The 20287-nt window shown below is 61.1% G+C and carries 20 protein-coding genes; 10 read left to right on the plus strand and 10 right to left on the minus strand.

Annotation, left to right across the window (positions count from 1 at the left end; translation table 11 throughout):
- Positions 1-26 precede the first annotated feature (26 nt).
- Positions 27-1769, plus strand: a complete 1743-nt coding sequence (locus PRI8871_RS11310) for a methyl-accepting chemotaxis protein (RefSeq protein WP_181389446.1) — start codon at positions 27-29, stop codon at positions 1767-1769.
- Between the two features lie 69 nt (positions 1770-1838).
- Here PRI8871_RS11310 and PRI8871_RS11315 read toward each other — a convergent pair whose 3' ends face one another.
- The 6 genes from PRI8871_RS11315 to PRI8871_RS11340 all read right to left on the minus strand — a co-directional run bounded on the left by PRI8871_RS11315 (position 1839) and on the right by PRI8871_RS11340 (position 8658).
- Positions 1839-3215 (minus strand): TRAP transporter large permease, encoded by a 1377-nt coding sequence (locus PRI8871_RS11315; protein ID WP_108886332.1) that lies wholly within the window; start codon positions 3213-3215, stop codon positions 1839-1841.
- Between the two features lie 5 nt (positions 3216-3220).
- Positions 3221-3910 carry a TRAP transporter small permease gene (locus PRI8871_RS11320; protein ID WP_108886333.1) on the minus strand — a complete coding sequence of 230 codons (690 nt, stop codon included), beginning with the start codon at positions 3908-3910 and terminating at the stop codon, positions 3221-3223.
- A gap of 74 nt (positions 3911-3984) precedes the next feature.
- Positions 3985-4983, minus strand: a complete 999-nt coding sequence (locus PRI8871_RS11325) for a DctP family TRAP transporter solute-binding subunit (RefSeq protein WP_108886509.1) — start codon at positions 4981-4983, stop codon at positions 3985-3987.
- Positions 4984-5281: 298 nt separating this feature from the next.
- Positions 5282-5464, minus strand: a complete 183-nt coding sequence (locus tag PRI8871_RS11330) for a hypothetical protein (RefSeq protein WP_146188679.1) — start codon at positions 5462-5464, stop codon at positions 5282-5284.
- Between the two features lie 125 nt (positions 5465-5589).
- Positions 5590-6819 carry a sigma-54-dependent transcriptional regulator gene (locus PRI8871_RS11335; protein ID WP_370742011.1) on the minus strand — a complete coding sequence of 410 codons (1230 nt, stop codon included), beginning with the start codon at positions 6817-6819 and terminating at the stop codon, positions 5590-5592.
- Between the two features lie 87 nt (positions 6820-6906).
- On the minus strand, positions 6907-8658 hold the full coding sequence (locus PRI8871_RS11340; protein WP_108886511.1) for a sensor histidine kinase: 1752 nt from the start codon (positions 8656-8658) through the stop codon (positions 6907-6909).
- A 58-nt stretch (positions 8659-8716) separates the two neighbouring features.
- On the opposite strand from PRI8871_RS11340, the gene PRI8871_RS11345 reads away from it, so the two are divergent.
- Positions 8717-9895 (plus strand): cytochrome P450, encoded by a 1179-nt coding sequence (locus PRI8871_RS11345; protein ID WP_108886335.1) that lies wholly within the window; start codon positions 8717-8719, stop codon positions 9893-9895.
- 185 nt (positions 9896-10080) lie between these two features.
- Here PRI8871_RS11345 and PRI8871_RS11350 read toward each other — a convergent pair whose 3' ends face one another.
- Positions 10081-10536 carry an Lrp/AsnC family transcriptional regulator gene (locus PRI8871_RS11350; RefSeq protein WP_108886336.1) on the minus strand — a complete coding sequence of 152 codons (456 nt, stop codon included), beginning with the start codon at positions 10534-10536 and terminating at the stop codon, positions 10081-10083.
- A gap of 147 nt (positions 10537-10683) precedes the next feature.
- Between PRI8871_RS11350 and cobA the strand changes: the two genes are divergently transcribed.
- The 6 genes from cobA (at position 10684) to PRI8871_RS11380 (ending at position 15632) form a co-directional block, all read left to right on the plus strand.
- Complete coding sequence (cobA, locus tag PRI8871_RS11355) at positions 10684-11568, plus strand: uroporphyrinogen-III C-methyltransferase (protein WP_108886337.1); 885 nt, start codon at positions 10684-10686, stop codon at positions 11566-11568.
- On the plus strand, positions 11568-11870 hold the full coding sequence (locus PRI8871_RS11360; protein ID WP_108886338.1) for a DUF2849 domain-containing protein: 303 nt from the start codon (positions 11568-11570) through the stop codon (positions 11868-11870). Before cobA ends, PRI8871_RS11360 begins: the two co-directional genes overlap by 1 nt.
- Positions 11870-13540 carry a nitrite/sulfite reductase gene (locus PRI8871_RS11365; protein WP_108886339.1) on the plus strand — a complete coding sequence of 557 codons (1671 nt, stop codon included), beginning with the start codon at positions 11870-11872 and terminating at the stop codon, positions 13538-13540. Before PRI8871_RS11360 ends, PRI8871_RS11365 begins: the two co-directional genes overlap by 1 nt.
- Positions 13530-14315, plus strand: a complete 786-nt coding sequence (locus tag PRI8871_RS11370; RefSeq protein WP_108886340.1) for a phosphoadenylyl-sulfate reductase — start codon at positions 13530-13532, stop codon at positions 14313-14315. Before PRI8871_RS11365 ends, PRI8871_RS11370 begins: the two co-directional genes overlap by 11 nt.
- Positions 14312-14698 carry a DUF934 domain-containing protein gene (locus PRI8871_RS11375; RefSeq protein WP_108886341.1) on the plus strand — a complete coding sequence of 129 codons (387 nt, stop codon included), beginning with the start codon at positions 14312-14314 and terminating at the stop codon, positions 14696-14698. Before PRI8871_RS11370 ends, PRI8871_RS11375 begins: the two co-directional genes overlap by 4 nt.
- Before the next feature lie 70 nt (positions 14699-14768).
- A complete protein-coding gene (locus PRI8871_RS11380) occupies positions 14769-15632 on the plus strand; it encodes a ferredoxin--NADP reductase (protein ID WP_108886342.1) in 864 nt (287 codons plus the stop codon).
- A gap of 121 nt (positions 15633-15753) precedes the next feature.
- Here the strand turns inward: PRI8871_RS11380 and PRI8871_RS11385 are convergent, their stop codons facing one another.
- Positions 15754-16737, minus strand: a complete 984-nt coding sequence (locus PRI8871_RS11385) for a hypothetical protein (RefSeq protein WP_108886343.1) — start codon at positions 16735-16737, stop codon at positions 15754-15756.
- A gap of 296 nt (positions 16738-17033) precedes the next feature.
- Between PRI8871_RS11385 and infC the strand changes: the two genes are divergently transcribed.
- Together infC and PRI8871_RS11395 are read left to right on the plus strand one after the other, a co-directional pair.
- Positions 17034-17492 carry a translation initiation factor IF-3 gene (gene infC / locus PRI8871_RS11390; RefSeq protein ID WP_442439590.1) on the plus strand — a complete coding sequence of 153 codons (459 nt, stop codon included), beginning with the start codon at positions 17034-17036 and terminating at the stop codon, positions 17490-17492.
- A 60-nt stretch (positions 17493-17552) separates the two neighbouring features.
- Positions 17553-18161 carry an SAM-dependent methyltransferase gene (locus PRI8871_RS11395; RefSeq protein WP_245897840.1) on the plus strand — a complete coding sequence of 203 codons (609 nt, stop codon included), beginning with the start codon at positions 17553-17555 and terminating at the stop codon, positions 18159-18161.
- Here PRI8871_RS11395 and PRI8871_RS11400 read toward each other — a convergent pair whose 3' ends face one another.
- A complete protein-coding gene (locus PRI8871_RS11400; protein ID WP_108886346.1) occupies positions 18162-19151 on the minus strand; it encodes a molybdopterin-binding protein in 990 nt (329 codons plus the stop codon).
- Positions 19148-20116, minus strand: a complete 969-nt coding sequence (locus PRI8871_RS11405) for an XdhC family protein (RefSeq protein WP_108886347.1) — start codon at positions 20114-20116, stop codon at positions 19148-19150. The genes PRI8871_RS11400 and PRI8871_RS11405 overlap by 4 nt, the downstream gene beginning before the upstream one ends.
- Between the last annotated feature and the right edge of the window lie 171 nt (positions 20117-20287).

The raw sequence follows: 20287 nt of genomic DNA on the forward strand, positions 1-20287 counted from the left end.
CGCAGGCCACTGACCAAGGGACCGCTATGCGCATTACGATCAAAGCAAAACTTTCGATGGCCTTTGCCTTCATTCTTTCGCTGTTCGGGATCGCCATGTGGCTGGCCATTGGCGACATCCGCTTTGCCAATGATTCCTTCCGCAGCATTGTCGACAATGAATCCCGTGACCTTCTGGTCGTGGAACAGATCGGAAAATCAGAGCTTCTGATGCGGTCGGCCGTTGCCGACATTTTAATTTCATTGCCCAACGAAGACAGTCAGCGGATCGCGGATCTGCAAACCGGCATGGAAATCATGTCGGATGAATTCGAAGCCCAAATGGCGCAGCTGTACGAACATCACATTCCCGAAAAACACGAATTGCTGGATAAGATCGGCGCGTTGCATTCCCGTATTTGGGACACCAACAAAATGATCATCAAACTGGAACTATCCGGCGATTCCAGAGGGGCCAACATCATGTACCATGGGTTGGCGCGGGAACTGACGGCAGAATCCCTGTCGTTGACCTATGAACTGACCGAGCTTCTGAAAGGTCAGATGGATCGCGAAGTTGAAGAGACCAACACCCATGCGGATTGGTCGGTCGCTCAATCGACCCTTCTGCTGATTGCGGCCATCCTGATTGGCGGCATCGCGTCCTATACGATTGTTGTGTCGATCTCGCGTCGCCTGAACCGATCGATCGAACTGGCGCAGGAAGTGGCCTCTGGCGATTTGCGCAAGACGGTGCGCGTGGTCGGCAATGATGAAATCAGCGATCTGTTGCGTGCCCAGAACGCGATGGTTGTCCGCCTGCGTGAAGTTGCCGGGGCGGTCGCCCGCGCGGCCAAATACGTGGCCTCGGGCGCAACAGAACTGGCCTCAACCTCAGAAGTGCTGTCAAACGGCGCGACCAGTCAGGCCAGCACGACCGAACAGGTGTCCTCCTCGGCCGAGGAAATGTCCGCCAACATTCAAAGCAGTTCAGAGAACGCCAACAAAACCGAAGGCATCGCCGCGCAAACTGCCGCCGGGGCCCGCACATCGGGCGAAGCCGTGGCTGAGGCCGTGTCAGCAATGAACGACATCGCGGAACGTATTCAGGTGGTGCAGGAAATCGCCCGGCAAACCGATCTGTTGGCGCTGAACGCGGCGGTTGAGGCCGCGCGCGCGGGCGAACATGGGCGCGGGTTTGCCGTTGTCGCCGCCGAGGTGCGCAAACTGGCCGAAAGCAGCCAAGCCGCCGCCGCCGAGATCAAACAACTGTCCAGCCGCACCTTGTCGACGGCAACATCTGCGGGCGAATTGCTCAAGGCGCTGGTGCCAAGCATCGAGCAGACGTCGCAACTGGTGGCCGAGATTTCGGCCGCATCGCGCGAATTGGCCAGCGGGTCCAGCCAGATCAGCCTGTCGATCCAGGAATTGGACGACGTCACCCAGCGCAACAGTTCTTCGTCCGAAGAACTGGCATCGGCGGCAACGGAACTGTCGGCGCAGGCCGACCAACTGGCCGAAACGATTTCCTTCTTCCAAGTCAACGATGACGAAGATCTGGATCTGTCTGGCATCGCTGAAGCGCGTCTGGCCTTGGCTCAGGTCGACGGCCCTGATGAGCACGACACCCCCGAAATCGCCAATGCGCCGGTGGCACCAGCACGCAAACCCGCGCCTGCCCCGGCCACGCCCAAAGCCCCTGACGGCAAGCGTGGCCTGGGGATCAACGCGAAGGCCGCTATATCAGGGCCCTTGCGCAATGGTGGGTTTGATTTCGACATGGCCGGGTGAACTCTGCTCCAACAATGGAAAAGGCCGCGCATCTCTGCGCGGCCTTTGTTGTTTCAAACCCTGCCCGGATCACTTGGTGATGATCTCGGGGCCCATGAAGGTGGTGGGCAACCAGGTGGACAGGATCGGGATGTAGGTCACCATGATCAGGAAGACGAACAGAACTGCCAGGAACGGCAGGGCTGCGCGCACAACCCGCATCATCGGCATACCGGCCACACCCGAGGTCACGAACAGGTTCAGACCAACCGGGGGGGTGATCATGCCGATTTCCATGTTCACGACCATGATGATGCCAAGGTGGATCGGGTCGATACCCAGTTCGATGGCAATCGGAAACACCAGCGGCGCCACGATCACGATCAGGCCCGACGGTTCCATGAACTGGCCACCGATCAGCAGGATCACGTTGACGATCACAAGGAACATCACCGCGCCGAAACCCGCGCTCAGCATCGCGCCAGCAATCTGCTGCGGGATCTGTTCGTCGGTCAGCACATGCTTGAGGATCAGCGCGTTGGCGATGATGAACATCAGCGTGATCGTCAGCTTGCCCGCCTCGAACAGCGTATCGCGCGTGTCGCGGTGGAAGAACGCAGTGATCAGCGCAATCGGCTTTTGGATCAGCGACAGGTTCGCCTCGCCCTCAGGACGGCTCAACGGGCCCATGTCACGATAGACAAAGCTGGCAATCAGGAAGGCATAGACGGCAGCCACGGCGGCGGCTTCGGTCGGGGTAAAGATCCCGCCATAGATCCCGCCAAGGATGATAACGATCAGGAACAGGCCCCAAATCGCATCGCTGCCCGCTGCGGCCACTTCGCCCCAGCCTTTCCATTCGCCCTTCGGCAGATTGCGAATCTTGGCGATGACAAAGATGGTCAGCATCAGCATCGATCCGGCCATCAGACCCGGAATAACACCGGCCAGGAACATCCGGCCAACCGATACGTCCGTCGCCGAGGCATAGACCACCATCACGATGGACGGCGGGATCAGAATGCCGAGCGTGCCTGCGTTGGCGATGACACCGGCGGCGAAATCCTTGGAATAGCCTACCTGACGCATGCCCGCGATCACGATCGAGCCAATGGCCACAACCGTTGCCGGGGACGACCCGGACAGGGCCGCGAACAACATACAGGCAAAGACGCCCGCAATCGCCAGACCGCCGGGGAAGTGCCCCACCAGCGCGATCGAGAAACGGATGATCCGCCGCGCAACACCGCCCGTAGACATAAAGCTGGAGGCCAGAACAAAGAACGGAATGGCCAGCAGCGTGTAGTGACCGGCCATCGCCTGAAACAGCGACTGGGCAACAGCGGCCAGCGAGGTGTCGGACAGAACCAGCAGGAAGATGATCGACGAAAAGCCAAGGCTGATCGCGATTGGCACGCCGATCAGCATCAGGCCGATCACCATGCAAAACAGAATGACAACATCCATCTCGATCAATCCTCGCGGTTCAGGTGGGCGACGTCTTCGACGGCGTCTTCGGCTTCATGGCTGACGATCAGGCTGTCCTGAGTGCCTTTCACAAGGCGCAAGCTCGCTTGAACGACGCGCACCAGCAAAAGCAGCATGCCAAACGGCAGCATGAAATAAGGGATGAAACGCGGGATCTTTTCATAGGCTTCGCCGTTGTTGATCAACGGTTCGATCCAGCGCAACATGTCAGGCATCGGAATGTCGGTCACCTCGTACCACGACCGGTAACTGGTGCGCTTCATTTCCTCCAGACCGGTCGGGAACCAACGGCCCGTGGTCTGCGGCAGGTTCGCAAAGTTCGCCCAGTAATCCCAAGCGCCTTTCAGCAATAGCACGGCATAGGCCACACAAATCGCCGCCGCCAGCAGGCTCAGAAACCGGCGGGCACCGGGGCTGACGATGTTCAGCACCGCATCAACGCCCAGATGCGCGGTGACTTTCACCGCATAGCTGACCCCGAACAGGACCAGCCAGGCAAACAGAAACGACGTGGCCTCAAGCCCCCAGATCAGCCCGGTATTGAACCCGTAGCGCAGCACGACGTTGACAAAGGTGATGATGGTCATCAGCCCGAGGATCAGCGCGATTGCGGTTTCCTCGATCTCGTTCACGACACGGCCAAGGGCCGAACCGGTATAGGTCTGAGACGACATGTCCCCCACTCCCGACAGGATGTGAAAAACCCGGCCCCATCAGGGGGCCGGGAAGGTCAGGCTTGTGCCTGTTCTTAGTTGTTAAACGACTGGGCCGCGTCGATGTTTTCCTGGCCCACGTCACCGACGAACTGTTCCCAAACGGGCTTCATTGCGTCGACCCATGCCTGACGCTGTTCAGCGTTCAGTTCGCGGATCACACCGCCTGCGTCCAGAACGGACTGACGGGCATCGGAGTCAACCTGACCCACGGCCGCGTTACGGGCGACGGTGACTTCTTCCAGAATGGTGCCCAGCTGGGTGCGCACGTCTTCCGGCAGGCTTTCCCACCAATCAACATTGGTCACGACCATGTAGTCGATGATGCCGTGGTTGGTTTCGGTGGTGCCGTCCTGAACTTCAAAGAACTTCTGGCCGTAGATGTTCGACCAGGTGTTTTCCTGACCGTCCACAACGCCGGTTTGCAGCGCGCCATACACTTCCGAGAAGGCCATCGGCTGCGGCGAGGCACCCAGTGCTTCGATCTGAGCCTTGATGACTTCCGACGGCTGAACGCGGAACTTCAAACCGGCGGCATCGGCGGGCGATACCAGCGCTTTGTTGGCCGAGATCTGCTTCATGCCATTGTGCCAGAACTGCAGGCCCAGCAGGCCGCGGCGGGTCATCGACTCTTTCATCGCCTGACCGGTTTCCGAGTTCTGGAAGCCGTCAACCGCGTTGATGTCTTTGAACATGAACGGCAGGTCGAAAATGCGGAACACTTTGGTGAACTGCTCGAACTTCGACAGCGAAGGCGCGGCCATCTGAACGTCGCCTTGCAGCATCGCTTCGAGAACCTGATCGTCGTTGTACAGCGTCGAGTTCGGGAAAACCTCCATGCAGGCCTTGCCGTTCATCTCTTCGTTCACACGCTCGGCCAGCAGGGTTGCTGCGATGCCTTTGGGGTGACGGTCCGAGTTGGTGACGTGGCTGAACTTGATGACGATTTCGCCATCATCACAAGCTGCAACAGCGGTGTTGGCACCTGCTGCCAGAGCCAGCGTGGCGGTCGCCGCCAGGAAAAATTTCTTCATGATGTCCTCCCGGAACATTTTCAGAGTGATCGCACCCCTCCTCGGGTGCTGTTGAGTGACCGCATCGAACCCGAAGCCGTGACCTGCACGCAAGGCTGATTTGCACTGCATGCATGATCTTAGGATTTTCAACGCCTTTTCATCATCTTGCGCCGGGTTTGATGCGCGCATCATGCGCCCGCCAAAGACCAATTGTGCGAAACCTCGCACAGCCGTTAGCGTCGCTTGTGCGGAAAACCGCACAAAAAAGCGGCAGCGTGGAAACGACCCTTTCCAGAGGAATCACAAGGATGTGAGCTTAGGCCAGCAGGTCGTAGTCCACCGTACCGATGCGCAGCGTGATCGGGGATTGCGCCTCACCATCATTCAACGCCCACAGGATCTGATTGGCTGGCTTGTAGATCACGAACGCCTCTTGCGGCCCGGCCTGCCCTGCCCCGGCGGTTTCGGCAAAGATCGCCTGAAATTCGCTTCGCGACACGCCCCGGACCAATCAGCACGATATCCCCTTCGGACCCGCCAAAGCCCTGAATCCAAACCGTTCAAAGCAAATGCGCAGAATTTGCTTCAATGGGTAGCCTAGATCGGCCACCCGATCCAATTCGGTCAGGCGCGGAAGGCCTCGGGCTTTAGGCCATATTTGGCCAGCTTGTCGTAGAAGGTCTTGCGCGGCAGCTTTAGCGCCACCGCAGCCGCGCTGGCCTGCCCACCCGCCCTGCGCAGCGCCTCGGCCAATAGCGACCGTTCGACCTGCGCCATCTGCTCGGCCAAACCCAGCCCGCTTTCCTGCGCTTCTGCCTCGGGCAGACCCAGCGCGAAACGCATCGCCGCGCTCATCAATGCGCGCGTGTTTCCCGGCCAATCCCGCGCCATAAGGTCCGACAGGATATCCGGCGTAACCTCGGGCGCGGTCAGACCGGCCTGTTCGCAAGCCTGTGCCACGTAATGGCGAAACAGCACCGGGATATCCTCGGGCCGTTCGGCCAAGGATGGGATGCGCACCACCATCACCTCAATCCGGTAGTACAGATCGGCCAACAGCCGCCCATCATCCACCGCCTTCGACAGATCCTGCGTGCTGCCCGCAATCAGCCGAACCGTGCCAGCATCCAGCGCATCGACCAAGGCAATCTGTGCATCGGTCTGCAAACTGCCGATATCGTCCAGAAACAGCGTCCCGCCCTCTGCCGCCTGCACCACCTGATTGACCGCCGACCGATCAAGCGCCGATGCCGCGCGTTTTTCGAACGGGGCCTTGGCGGCGGGCGAACACATGTGGATCACCTCGGCCACCTTGGAAATCCCCGTCCCCGGCGCGCCGGTCACCAAGACATCCGTCCCGGCCCGCGCCGCCGCGCGCACCCGGTCGCGCAAGCCGTCCGACAGGCGCGATTTGCCAAACAACAGCCGCGCCGCCGGATCGCCGGTTTCCAACTGGGCCTTCAGCGCGCGGTTCTCCAGAACCAAGGCACGGGTCTTCAACGCGCGATCAATAACGGTGGTCAAATCGCTGGCCGCGCAGGGTTTTTCCAGAAAATCAAACGCCCCGGCAGACATCGCCCGCACCGCCATCGGGATATCGCCTTCACCGGTCAGTAGGATCACCGGCAGATCCGGGTCGCGCCCATGGGCATAGTCCAGCAAAAAGAACCCGTCCCGTCCCGGCATGCGAATGTCCGACACGATCACCCCGTCAAAGCCCGGCCCGATCATGTCCTTGGCTTCGACAAAAGACCCGGCGGTGATCGGTTCATATTCGGCCAATTCCAAGGTCTGGCGCATGGCTTCGCGCACCGCCAGATCATCATCCACCACAAGCACCCGTTTCAGGATCATTCCGGCCTCCTTTTCAAACGCGCTGCGGGATGGTGGGCGGGGCGATGCTGGCCCCGCGCCCGCGGGGACGGCGAGCGTCGGACAGGATCACGCAGCCACATCATCGCGCCACGCCTCCAATTCAACCGTGAAACAAGCCCCGCCTTCGGGCAGGTTCGCGCCCTTGATTATGCCGCCAAAGCTTTGGACCAGACCGTAAGAAATCGACAGGCCCAGCCCCATGCCATCGCCCGACACCTGTTTTGTCGAATAGAACGGCTCAAAAATCCGTTCCGGGTCGGCGATCCCCGGCCCTGTGTCGCTGACGGTCACGCTCAGGCGCGGGTCGGTCTGAAGCGTGATCGCAATGCGCTTGCCTGCCCGGCCAACCATTGCATCAGCGGCGTTATTGATCAGGTTTACAAACACTTGGCTTAGGCGAACTTCCCCGCCCAAGGCATAGACCGGGCCGTTGGCCCGATCCGGCTGCCAATCCAGAGTCACCCCTTCGGCCCGGAGCCGCGCCTCGGTCAGTTCCACCGCCGCCCCTATAACCTCAACAAGATCGACCTTGCCCATCGGCTCGCTTTCGTTGCGGGCAAAGGACCGCAGGTTCTTGATGATCCGCGCCGCCCGCGCCGCCAATTGCGAAATGCGCCGCAGATTGTCCCCGGCCACATCCTCGCGCCCCTTGGCCAGAAACGCCTCGCCATTTTCGGCAAATTGGCGAATGGCCATCAGCGGCTGGTTCAATTCATGGCTGATCCCGGCACTCATCTGTCCCAGCGCCGACAGCTTGCCCGCCTGCACCAGATCCGCCTGTGCCCGTTTCAGCGCGGCCTCGGCCTCTTGGCGTTCCATCACTTCGCGGCGCAGTTCAGTGTTGATTTCGCTCAGTTCCTTGGTCCGTTCCTGCACCCGCACCTCAAGCACCGAATTGGCCAACGCCAAGGTGCGCCGACGTTCCAGCACAACAAACAGCACCGCGCCAAAACTCAGGCAAAGCGCGGCCACCACCGCCGCCTGCAAAAAAGCCAACCGCCGGGCAGGCGCAGTGTCCACCAGCGCCTCCCCCTGCATGCCGATCACCGGCAGCGGCTTGACCAGATGCAGGGCGCGGCGCGGCACATAGGGACTCAGGCTTTGAACCCAAAGCCGGTTCCCCGCCACGATCTGTTCATTAATCGGCACATCCCGCCCGTCCGGCGCAATCAACCCGCCCGGCGCATGTTGCCAAAACAGCAGTTCTGACCGGTTGGTGACATAGATCTGCCCCGAGGCATCGGTGAAGAACACCGCAGGCCGCGACCCGCGCCAATCCTGTTCCAGATTGTCCAGATCGACGACGACCACCAAAACGCCCCGCACCCGGTCATCAGGGCCAAAGCTGGGTGCGGCAAAGGAATAAGACCTGCGGGAAAATTCCACGTTCCACCCATGGCCTGCCCCAAGCGCCCCATGCAGTGCACGCCGGAAATAGGGCGATGTGGTCAGATCAGTCGGCGTGGCATCCTTATGCGACGCGGCCAGAACCCGGCCAGCGGTATCGGTGTAAAAGGCCGTCAAGGCAGCCGTTTTATCGACCGCCTGAAGCAAGAGCAAAACCGCCGCCTCGCCCTCAACCCCGTCATGCAGGGCGGACAGAACCGGATGTTCGGCCATCAAAACGGCGGTTTCCCGATACCGCTCCAATTGCGTCACCAACCGGTCCGAGGCCAGCGCAAGGTCGGCCTCTCCGCGCGCGGCGACGGGTTCAAGCGCTTGCCGATAGCCATAGCTCCAGACCCCGGCACTCAGCACCGCAACAGCGCTTAGAAACCCGGCCACCAGCAATGTTCTGTTCAGTCGAAGACGGCTCATGTCTTTCCATACCAAGGCAAGGCTTGCAAATGCCAGCCCCAGAGCGCAGCAATACCCCATGCAGCGCTTTTCTCAATCGCCCACCGATCCCGATTTCGTTCACTCCCCCTACCCCGCCTATGACCGCATGCGTGCCATGGGGCCGATGGTGTGGTGGGACGATTACGCCATGCCCTGCGCCACCGATCACGCCACCGTACAGGCGCTGTTCCGCGACAAACGCTTTGGCCGCGAAGTGCCGCCCGAACTGGCCAAACCGCATCCCGCGCATCTGGCCCCGTTCTACGCGGTTGAGGCGCATTCGATGCTGGAACTGGAACCGCCGCGCCACACCCGCCTTCGCGGATTGGTTCTGCGCGCCTTCACCAGCCGCCGGATCGCCGCCCTTGCTCCTGAAATCAGCACCCTCAGCCATCAGCTGATCGACGCGCTGCCCGATGGCCCATTCGATGCGCTGGCGCAATTTGCCCAGCATCTGCCGGTGATCATCATCGCGCGCCTGCTTGGCGTGCCCGAAGCGATGGCCCCGCAGCTGCTGCAATGGTCCAACGCCATGGTCGCCGTCTACCAAGCCCGGCGCGACACAGCGCTGGAACTGGCCGCCGCGCAGGCTGCCTCTGACTTCTCGGAATTTCTTCGCGGCTATGTCGCCACCCGCCGCAACGCCCCGCAGGACGATCTGATCTCACACCTGATCGCCGCCGAGGAGGACGGCCAGCGCCTCAACGCGGATGAGTTGATCACCACCTGCATCCTGCTGCTGAACGCCGGGCATGAAGCAACGGTTCACACAATTGGCAACGGGATCAAGGCGCTGCTAGAGGCGGGTCAAACCGTGACGCAAGACAACGCATCTGCGGTGGCTGAAGAAATCATGCGCTTTGATCCGCCGCTGCATATGTTCACCCGCTACGCCTACGCAGACGTCACGTTGCACGGCCACAGCTTGAAACGCGGCGATCAAGTGGCGCTGCTGCTTGGCGCCGCGAACCGTGACCCCAGCGTTTACCCAGATCCGCACAGGTTTGACCCAACCCGCGCCATGCCCGCCCATACTGCCTTTGGCGGCGGCATCCATTTCTGCGTCGGCGCACCGCTGGCCCGGCTAGAGCTGCAAATCGCCTTGCCGATCCTGTTTGAACGCCTACCAAACCTGCGCATCGTCGAACCGCCGCGCTACGCCAATCTCTACCATTTCCACGGGTTGGAACGGCTGATGCTGTCCAATGACGCATGACGCGCTGGCGTCAAAGACCGGATATTTTGCGTATTTATGAAAGAGAAGAAGAACAGGACCGTCCCCTGCTTCTTCTCTTTGGCAAATACGCTTGCGGTCGCGCAACGCAGCGCCGAAGTTCAGGTAAACGCATCACGCCGCCCTTCGCAGCATAGAGCGCGCGGAAGCGCACAATTGGATCACGCTTACAGTGGCAGCGCCGAGGTGGATTTGATCTCTTGCATCGACAAAAGCGCCGTGACGTTGTGCACCCGCACCTCGGATATCAGCGCCTGATAAAAGGCATCATAGGCGCGGGCGTTTTTTACCCGCACTTTCAGGATATAGTCGATATCCCCCGCCAGCCGGTGCGCCTCTTGCACTTCGGGGCGGTCTTTCAGCGCTTGCAGGAACTTCGCCTGCCACTCGGCCTCATGTTCGCTGGTGCGGATCAAAACAAAGAAACAAGCCTCAAACCCCAGCGCCTCGGCATCCAGTTCAACTGTCTGCCGGCCGATGATCCCGGCGTCGCGCATTTTGCGGATACGATTCCAGACCGGGGTCTTGGAACTGCTGACAGCCTTGGCGATTTCGTCCAGTGAACGGCTGGCGTCCTCTTGCAGGGCCGCAAGAATTTTCCTGTCTGTGTCATCGATCCGCACGACGGTTCTCCGAATATGGGGGTTTGCAGGCTATCGTCCCGCCTTGGCGCGCACCTTAGAACGAACATCCTTGTTTCCGCAATCATCTAGTCAGAAACAGGAACAAAATTCTATATCTAAGGGCAAGTTGCCCCAGAGGACCGGACCATGATCCAGCCGTTGAAAACCTTGCAATCCAGCCTGTCGCGCCTGTTTGGGCAGATGGCCGTTGCACCCAGCCGCTTGGCTGAGGCCAGCACCGCAGAGTATCAATTCGGCGCCGAGCGGTCGATGGGCACCGTGGGCCATGTGTCGTTTGTGGGAGCAGGCCCCGGCGATCCTGACCTTTTGACGGTCAAAGCCCTGAAGGCGCTGCAAACCGCTGATGTGATCCTGCATGACCGCCTGATCTCGGATGAGATCCTGTCGCTGGCCGGTCGCCAGGCGCGTCTGGTGGATACGGGCAAGACCGGCTTCGGCCCCTCGATGCCGCAAAGCGAAATCAATGCCCATATTCTGGCCGAGGTCCGCGCGGGCAACCGCGTGGTGCGTCTGAAGTCCGGCGATCCGACCGTCTTTGGCCGCCTCGACGAAGAAATCGACGCCTGCACCGCGGCGGGCCTTGCATGGGACATCGTGCCGGGCCTGACGGCGGCGTCTGCGGCTGTGGCCTCAATCGGGCAATCGCTGACCAAGCGGGGCCGCAACAAGGCCGCGCGATTTCTGACGGGCTACGACATGGAAGGCTTTGCCGATCAGGATTGGCGCAGTCTGGCCCGTCCCGGCGAAGTTGCCGCGATCTACATGGGCAAAAAGGCCGCGCGGTTTATCTCGGGCCGGTTGCTGATGCACGGCGCTGCCGCTGACACGCCGGTGACCGTTGTGGCCAATGCCTCGCGCCCCGATCAGCGGGTGCTGGCAACCACGCTGGCCGATCTGCCCGACGCCCTGACCGAGGCCGAACTGACCGGCCCTGCCCTGACGCTCTATGGTCTCGCCCCGCGCGAGGCACAGCCCACCCTTCAAACCGTTCTGCAACAGGAGTTTGCCTGATGCCCAAGGCTTTTACCCCCAAAGTCGTCACTGCCAACCACCTGCTGGAAGGCGATGTCATCTATCTGGCCAATGATGGTGGCTGGACCCGCCGCCTTGAAGAGGCCGAAGTGCTGATGGACGAGGATTACGCCGCCGTCCGTCTGGGCGAGGTTGAATCCCGCCAGTCTGAGGTTGTCGGCCCCTATCTGGCCGATGTGACCGTTGGCCCCAAGGGCGTACAGACCACCCATTTCCGCGAGGAATTCCGCAAGACCGGCCCCTCGAACTACAACCACGGCAAGCAGGCAGAGGCAGTCTGATGTATCAATATTCGGATTTTGACGCGGCCTATGTGGCCGAACGCAACCGCCAGTTCCGCGCTCAGGTCGAGCGTCGGATTGATGGGTCGTTGACCGAGGATGAGTTCCGCCCGCTGCGCCTGATGAACGGCCTGTATTTGCAATTGCACGCCTATATGCTGCGCGTCGCCATTCCCTATGGCACGCTGAACAGCGGCCAGATGCGCCAGCTTGCGATGATCGCGGATAAGTTCGACAAGGGCTATGGTCACTTCACCACCCGCCAGAACATTCAGTACAACTGGCCCAAGCTGCCGGATGTGCCGGATATCCTTGATGCGCTGGCCGATGTGCAAATGCACGCGATCCAGACCTCCGGCAACACGATCCGCAACGTGACCGCCGACCATTTCGCAGGCGCTGCCGCCGACGAAGTGGCCGATCCGCGCCCTGTGGCCGAGTTGATCCGCCAGTGGTCGACTGATCACCCCGAATTCCAGTTCCTGCCGCGCAAGTTCAAGGTTGCCGTGGCAGGCGGCAAAATCGACCGCGCCGTGACCCGCGCACATGATGTGGGCATCCGCATTGTCGAGCGTGACGGCCAGATCGGCTATGAGATCATCGTGGGCGGCGGCCTTGGCCGGACCCCGATGATTGGCAAGACCATCCATGACTTCCTGCCCGAGGCCGACCTGCTGCCCTATCTGGAAGCCATCGTCTCGGTTTGGAACCTGCTGGGCCGCCGTGACAACAAGTATAAGGCGCGGATCAAGATCACCGTGCATGAGAACGGCTTGGATGAAATCAAGCGCCTCGTGGACGACCGCTTTGCCCTGATACGTCCGCAGTTCAGCGGCGTCGATCAGGCCCTGCTGGCCGAGATCAAAGCCCAGTTCCAGCCGCCTGCGTTCCGCAACGCGCCGGAAGATGCCTTTGCCGCCGCCTATGACGCCGACCCTCTGTTCCGCAGCTGGGCTGACACCAACTTGGCCGAGCACCGCGCACCGGGCTATGCCATCGTCCAGATCAGCATCAAAAAGCACGGCGACACGCCGGGCGATGCAACCAGCGAACAGATGCGCGTGATGGCCGATCTGGCCGAACGCTATGGCCACGACGAATTGCGCATCAGCCACGAACAGAACGTGATCCTGCCGCATGTCCATAAATCGGACCTGCCCGCGATCTATGCCGCCCTGCGCGACGTTGACCTGCACACCGCCAACATCGGCCTTGTGTCGGACATCATCGCCTGCCCCGGCATGGATTACTGCGCATTGGCAACCGCCCGGTCGATCCCGATCGCCCAGCAAATCGCCGTCCGCTTTGACGAACTGAAGCTGGAGCACGAAATCGGCGATCTGAAGATCAAGATCTCGGGCTGCATCAACGCCTGCGGGCATCACCATGTGGGCCACATCGGCATTCTGGGTCTCGACCGCGCTGGCGTGGAAAACTACCAGATCACCCTTGGTGGCGATGCAACGGATGATGCGAAAATCGGCGAACGTGCAGGCCCCGGCTTCAGCTACACCGAAATCGTGCCCGCCATCGAACGTCTGGTCAAAGCCTACCTTGACCACCGCACCAGCAAGGACGAAACCTTCGCCCAAGCCTATACGCGCCTTGGCGCCGCGCCGTTCAAGGCCGCGCTTTACCCGGAAAAGGAAGCTCGGGCCAATGCAGCATGATGATGCGTCCTTGCAGGACCGCGCCGCAAACACGGACGCGGCCTCGCAAGCAGACAAAGTAGCGCGCGTCGCTGCGCTGAATGCGCGGTATCGCCATCATGGCGCCACCGCCGTTCTGGAAGGCGCGTTGCGTGATCCTGAGGCGGGCAAAATCGCCATGGTGTCCAGCTTTGGCGCGGAATCCGTCGCCCTGCTGCACCTTGTGGCCATGGTCGACAACCGCACGCCGGTGCTGTTCATCGACACGATGCTGCTGTTCCCTGAAACTCTGGCCTATCAGCAAGAGATCAGCGAACGGCTGCACCTCAAGAACGTGCGGGTGATCCGCGCCTCTGAGGCCAGCATCAAACAGCACGACCCGATGGGCGCATTGCGGTTCAGCAGCACCGATGCCTGCTGCGATCTGCGCAAGACCCAGCCGCTCAATCAGGCGTTGGATGGGTATGACGGCTGGATCACTGGCCGCAAACGCTATCAATCGGGCACCCGTGCGGCGCTGGAATTCTTCGAGATCGAAGAAGACACCGGCCGCATCAAGGTCAACCCGCTGGCCCATTGGGCGCCTGAGGACGTGCGCGCCTATATGGAAGAAAACCGCCTGCCCAAGCATCCGCTGGTGGCGCAAGGCTATCCGTCGATCGGATGCGCCCCCTGCACCACCAAGGTCAAACCGGGCGAAGATCCGCGCGCAGGGCGCTGGCGCGGCCAAGAGAAAGAGGAATGCGGCATCCATATCGTCGATGGCCGCATCGTAAGACAAGGAGACGCCGCATGAGCGTGATCGTGACTGACGCGGGCTTTGCGTCCGATGATTGGACCGCGGGCTTTGAGGGCGAAGGCGCTCTTGATCTGGCCTCGGATACCTCGATTGATGCCATCAAGGACGCCGCAGGCGCGGCCCAGATGATCCGCATCGATTTCCCCAGCTTCGCCGACGGGCGCGGCTTCACCCTGGCCCGCTTGCTGCGCCTGAACGGCTACAAGGGCCGCCTGCGCGCCAAGGGCCACGTGATCGCCGACCAATACGCGATGGCCCGCCGCAGCGGCTTTGACGAGGTGGAAATCTCGGACGAATTGGCCGCACGCCAGCCCGCCGACCAGTGGCAATTCCGCGCCAACTGGCAAGAGAATGACTATCAGGCCCGGATGCGCGGCTAAGTCGCCTCGCGTCTGACCTAGATCAAAGCTAGATATAAGGTGTCGGTTTAACACATCCGACAAACAAGATATGACAGAGTTGACCCCCGTGACCCAAGCCGCCGCAGCCCCCGCCAATAAGCCCAAGCAAATGGTCCTGCCCGATGCGCAGACCGTGACCGAAGTGAAACACTGGACGGACCGTCTGTTTTCGTTCCGCGTGTCGCGTCCCGCCTCGCTGCGTTTCCGCTCGGGCGAATTTGTGATGATCGGCCTGATGGGCGATCCCGATCCCAAAACCGGCAAGCAAAAGCCGCTGCTGCGCGCCTATTCCATTGCCTCCCCGTCGTGGGATGAGGAATTGGAGTTCTATTCGATCAAGGTGCAAGACGGCCCGTTGACCTCCAAACTGCAACACATCCAGCCAGGCGATGAAATCATCCTGCGTCCCAAACCCGTTGGCACGCTGGTGCATGACGCCCTCCTGCCCGGCAAGCGCATCTGGTTCTTTGCCACTGGCACCGGCTTTGCCCCCTTCGCCTCGCTGCTGCGTGAACCGCAGACCTACGAGGATTACGACGAGGTCATCATCACCCACACCTGCCGCGAAGCTGCCGAATTGCACTACGGGGCCGAGTTGATCGAGAACCTCAAAACCGACGAGCTTTTGAACGAAGTGATCGGCGAAGGCTTCTGGAAGAAGATCAAATACTACCCGACCACCACCCGCGAAGAGAGCCCGAAGATGGGCCGCATCACCGATCTGATGCGCTCGGGCGAGGCATTCGCCGATCTGGACGTGCCGGTCATCCACCCCGAAACCGACCGCGCGATGATCTGCGGAAACCTGGCCTTTAACCTTGAGCTGAAAGAAATGCTCGAAGAATACGGCCTCGTCGAAGGCGCAAATTCCGACCCGCAGCATTACGTGGTCGAAAAAGCCTTCCTCGACTAAACGCACCCGACACCAAACAAAAGGCGGCCCACTGGGCCGCCTTTTTCTTTTGCTTTCATCTTTCCCGAAAATCCTCCGGGGGTGAATGGCCGAAGGCCAGAGGGGGCAGCGCCCCCTCCCCTTACATCCCCAGTTGCTGGCGCAGCGCGTCCAGAACCTGCGGCAGCGCGTCGGGATTGTCCCGCACAGTCTCCAACGAGGTTTTGGCGGCGGTCTTGGCGATCATGTTCAGATCGGACGCTTCCACATAGGCCAGCACCTTGTCGTAATCGAACCCATCAACAGTCAGCAGATCCGAAATCGACGGCGCCTCAGCAGTCGTTTCGGTTGCTGCATCTGCGGGCGCTGCATCTGCGGCCGGTGCGTCGACTGCGGGCGCGGCAGTCTCAGCCGCAGGGGCCTCGGTGGCCGGTGCCTCGGCTGCCGCGTCTGCAGGTGCTTCTGCGACAGGCGCTTCAGTCGCGGCTTCGGCGGTTGCTTCAGCTGCGGGGGCATCGGCCTCAACTGCGGCTTCTGCGGCCGGTGCGGCCTCTTGGGTTGCGGCAACGGAATCAGCCGCCGTGTCTGCGGCAGCGCCCGCCGCATCGGCAGCAGCATCTGCACCAGCCGTCACATCGGCAACCGCATCCTTGACCGCATCGGCCACGGCCTGCGCTGCGTCATCGGCAACGGCCTGACCTTGCGGAACAAGGTTTGCAGCCGCATCGGCGGCATCCTTGGCGGCGTCGGTTACAGCGTCAGCTGCTTGAGTCGCAACCTCGGCAGCCTTGGCGGCAGCGGCCTCTGCTTCTGCTTTCGCGGCGGCAGCGGCGGCCTCAACCTCAGCGGCGGCCTTCGCAGCGGCCTCCTCTGCAGCGGTTTTAGCGGCAGCGGCTTCGGCCTCTAGCTTTGCAGCTTCTTCTTCGGCTTTGCGTGCGGCCTCAGCGGCCTCGGCCTCGGCTTTGGCAGCCGCTTCTTCAGCCGCCACCTTGGCCGCCTCGGCGGCTTCTTCAGCCTGAATCCGCGCGGTTTCAGCGGCCTGTTTGACCGCCTGATCATTCGTGTACCAGAAATAGCCCGCGACAGCGATTGCCACGGCGCCAATCAGACCAAGGACAGGTTTCATCCTCGTCTCCCTTTCATTTGTGCAAGGCGCCCCCTGCGCCCCACTTTTGATATGAAATACAGGTCGTATGCTGCATTGCAGAACACAAGGGGGAAAAGCAGAAAAACCGGGAACAAACCAATTATTTGATGGCGGATTTGCCGCTTGAAAGAAACCCGCCCAAAGTTTACCTTGCCACCTTAATCGAATTGGCATGAAGGATCGAAACCATAGCCCGCAGACCTCATAACGCGCCTCCGCCGCGCGACACTGGCCCCCGCGTCAACGGACGCATCCGCGCACCCGAAATCCGCCTGATCGGTGCGGAAGGTGAAAACGTTGGTGTTGTTCACCCTGCAAAAGCGATGCAGCTCGCGGAAGAGGCCGGTCTGGATCTCGTCGAGATTTCGCCCAACGCCACGCCGCCCGTGTGCAAGATCATGGATTTCGGCAAGTTCAAATACGAACAGCAGAAACGCGAATCCGAAGCGCGCAAAAAGCAAAAAGTCATCGAGGTGAAAGAGGTCAAGTTTCGACCCAACACCGATACGCATGACTATGAAGTGAAAATGCGCAACGTTTTCAAATTCCTTGAAAACGGTGACAAGGTGAAAGTGACCTTGCGTTTCCGGGGCCGCGAAATGGCACACCAGAACCTGGGCCGCGAATTGCTGGAACGGGTCGCCGAGGACGTGAAAGAGATCGGCAAGATCGAAAACATGCCCAAGATGGAAGGCCGCCAGATGGTCATGATGATTGGGCCGGTAGCCAAGTAAGGCAAACCAGCATCACCAAGAAGCGGCCTCCGGGCCGCTTTTGTTTTTCTAGGCGATTGATTGAAAGGTCTCCCCATGTGGGAAGAACGGTTTCAGACCAAGGACTATGTCTTTGGCACAGCCCCGTCGCAATTTGTAACGCGCCATTGCAAGTCTTTCCCTCAAGGGGCCAAACTGCTGTCCGTCGCAGAAGGCGAAGGCCGCAATGGCGTTTGGCTGGCCCGGCAAGGCTTTGACGTGACTGGCGTGGAATTTGCCCCCTCTGCCGTGGCCAAGGCCAATAAACTGGCCGCAGATTATGGGGTTGCACCCAAGTTTGAACAAGCCGACCTGTTTAGCTGGGACTGGCCGCAAAACGCCTATGACGTTGTTCTGGGCGTGTTCTTCCAATTCGTCGGCGCAGCACAGCGCAAAACATTGTTTGGCATGATGGCGCAGGCCCTGCGCCCCGGCGGCATTCTGGCGCTGCATGGCTATACACCGAAACAGTTGGACCATGGCACCGGCGGGCCGAAGATCCTTGAGAACCTTTTTACCGCCGATATCTTGACCGAGGCCTTCCCCAATTTCGAAATTCTGACCAACGAAGAATATGAGGCCGAGTTGAATGAAGGCGCAGGCCATGCTGGCACCTCGGCGCTGATCGACTTTATCGCGCGCAAACCCTGATCAGCCGTCGCGCAGCCGCCCCCGCACCGGGATTTCCTTCAGCAGCCCGCCCACGCCCATCGCGGCGATGTCCTGCGGAGTCACAGGCACGCCGCAAAGCATCCGCTCCATCACCCAATCCGCCCCATTCAACGCGGGCGATCGGGCGCATCCCGGCAGGCCAATCACCGGCTTTTCGAAAAGATGACCGTAGAACAACAAGTTACCGGGATCGACCGGAATACCGTAATGTTCAACCACCCCGCCCGCATCGCGCAGGGCTTGCGGCGCTGTATCGCGCAGATCTGATGTTGCGCTGCCGGTCAGCAAGAATACCGCATCGGCGTCGCTGGCCTGCAAGGCCGCCGCCATATCCGCGCTGGTGTGGGGCACCACCTGATTTGAGATCAGCGAAACGCCCAAACGGTCCAGCCGGTCGGCCAGCGCCTTGCGCCCCTTTTCGCCATCGTCATCGCCCGCCACGGATTGCACCAAGGCCGCCGTGCGCACCGTCGCGCTGCGCATGGCAATTGCGTTTTCCGCGCGGCGGCAGGCCTCATCCAGATCGGCCTTGGGCACGGCATAGGCGATGATCTTGATCGTCGCGACCATGCCGCGCGGACCAAGCCGCTGCCATTCCGGCACCGTGGCGACGGTAATCATCGGATGCACGCTATTGACCGCATGGATCTTGGCGGCATCAATCGCCGCAATCCCCTGAACCGCCGAATGCAGGTTCACCCGGCCCGTTGTCGCCGCGCCGCAGGTCAGCCCGACCGCGCCGGGGTCCGGGCATAGCGCCGCAGCCAGACGGGCAGCGGCGGCATCTTCGTGTACATCATCCGGTTCCAGCCGCGCGACGGTCACCTCAGCAATGCCAGCCTCGGCCAGCCGCGCCAGATCATCTTTGCCCAGAACCACGCCCTTGCGAAGCCGCCCTTTGGTCAGCGCCTCGGAATGGGCCAGAATCGCCCCTTCGGCCTCGGCCAGCGGCACCGCGCCAAAGATCATGCGCCTTTCCTCAGGACTTGGGTCATCTGTGCCAAGATCGCTACGGCGATTTCCGACGGGCCAGAGGCGCCGATATCAAGGCCAACGGGGCCGCAGATCCGTGCGATCTGATCGGCGGTAAACCCTTTTTCTTCCAGCCGCGCGACGCGTTTGGCATGGGTGCGGGTCGACCCGAGCGCCCCGATGTAGAAACACTTAGACCGCATGGCAACCTCAAGCGCGGGATCGTCCAGCTTGGGATCATGGGTCAGCAGGACCAAGGCACTGCGTCCATCCAGCCCCTCGGCCTCAACCGCCTCATCAGGCCAGTCGTTCAGGATCTTTTCACCGGGAAAGCGGGCCTCGGACCCGAAGGTTTCGCGCGGGTCGATGATCACCGGATCATAGCCCGCAATTCGCGCCATCGGCACCAAGGCCTGCGCGATATGCACGGCCCCCACAATCATCACCCGCAGTGGCGGGTTGTGGATGGCCACAAAGGTGCGGCTGTCTTCCTCAAAGCCAGAGCGATCCATGCGGAAGCGATCCTCAAACCCGTCGCGGACCAACTGACGCGCGCCGCTGTCCAGATCGGCCACATAGGCCACGGCCTCACGCCCGGCGCGGGCGGCGACCAGATCGGCCAGCATCGCCTCGGGCAAGACCGAGCCAATGGGTTCGACCAAAACGCGGATCGTGCCGCCGCAAGCCAGACCCACGGCGAAAGCATCCTGATCGGAGACACCGAATTCAAGCTCGCGCGCTTCGCCGGCTTCAATCGCCTCTAGCGCTTCGACAATCACCGCGCCTTCGACACAGCCGCCCGACACAGAGCCCGCGATTTCAGCCTGCCCAGAGATGGCCAATTGCGATCCGACCCGGCGCGGGGCCGACCCCCAGGTTTCAATCACAGTGGCCAGAACAGCGCCTTTGCCTTCGCGGTGCCAGGCCAGCGCGGTTTCAGGAATTGCGTCAAAACGGTCCATGTCGGTATCCTCCCCAGCCCAAAGCCTAATCACGCTTCGGCGTCATGTAAGCCCCTGCGAAGGTCGAAGACAAGGGTAGGCCGCCCGGCAAAACCGCCAAACAGAATAAGGCCCCGACGCCAAAACGTCAGGGCCTGAGATGGGCCACACGGGGTGGAGACGCAAGGACGC

Source organism: Pseudoprimorskyibacter insulae, from assembly GCF_900302505.1.
In the GTDB taxonomy this organism is placed as follows: domain Bacteria; phylum Pseudomonadota; class Alphaproteobacteria; order Rhodobacterales; family Rhodobacteraceae; genus Pseudoprimorskyibacter; species Pseudoprimorskyibacter insulae.

Coding starts and splice junctions, on each gene's coding strand:
- PRI8871_RS11310 (WP_181389446.1), top strand. CDS start 27: ATGCGCATTACGATCAAAGCAAAACTTTCGATGGCCTTTGCCTTCATT.
- PRI8871_RS11315 (WP_108886332.1), bottom strand. CDS start 3,215: ATGGATGTTGTCATTCTGTTTTGCATGGTGATCGGCCTGATGCTGATC.
- PRI8871_RS11320 (WP_108886333.1), bottom strand. CDS start 3,910: ATGTCGTCTCAGACCTATACCGGTTCGGCCCTTGGCCGTGTCGTGAAC.
- PRI8871_RS11325 (WP_108886509.1), bottom strand. CDS start 4,983: ATGAAGAAATTTTTCCTGGCGGCGACCGCCACGCTGGCTCTGGCAGCA.
- PRI8871_RS11335 (WP_370742011.1), bottom strand. CDS start 6,819: ATGATCCTGAAACGGGTGCTTGTGGTGGATGATGATCTGGCGGTGCGC.
- PRI8871_RS11340 (WP_108886511.1), bottom strand. CDS start 8,658: ATGAGCCGTCTTCGACTGAACAGAACATTGCTGGTGGCCGGGTTTCTA.
- PRI8871_RS11345 (WP_108886335.1), top strand. CDS start 8,717: ATGCAGCGCTTTTCTCAATCGCCCACCGATCCCGATTTCGTTCACTCC.
- cobA (WP_108886337.1), top strand. CDS start 10,684: ATGATCCAGCCGTTGAAAACCTTGCAATCCAGCCTGTCGCGCCTGTTT.
- PRI8871_RS11360 (WP_108886338.1), top strand. CDS start 11,568: ATGCCCAAGGCTTTTACCCCCAAAGTCGTCACTGCCAACCACCTGCTG.
- PRI8871_RS11365 (WP_108886339.1), top strand. CDS start 11,870: ATGTATCAATATTCGGATTTTGACGCGGCCTATGTGGCCGAACGCAAC.
- PRI8871_RS11370 (WP_108886340.1), top strand. CDS start 13,530: ATGCAGCATGATGATGCGTCCTTGCAGGACCGCGCCGCAAACACGGAC.
- PRI8871_RS11375 (WP_108886341.1), top strand. CDS start 14,312: ATGAGCGTGATCGTGACTGACGCGGGCTTTGCGTCCGATGATTGGACC.
- PRI8871_RS11380 (WP_108886342.1), top strand. CDS start 14,769: ATGACAGAGTTGACCCCCGTGACCCAAGCCGCCGCAGCCCCCGCCAAT.
- PRI8871_RS11385 (WP_108886343.1), bottom strand. CDS start 16,737: ATGAAACCTGTCCTTGGTCTGATTGGCGCCGTGGCAATCGCTGTCGCG.
- PRI8871_RS11400 (WP_108886346.1), bottom strand. CDS start 19,151: ATGATCTTTGGCGCGGTGCCGCTGGCCGAGGCCGAAGGGGCGATTCTG.
- PRI8871_RS11405 (WP_108886347.1), bottom strand. CDS start 20,116: ATGGACCGTTTTGACGCAATTCCTGAAACCGCGCTGGCCTGGCACCGC.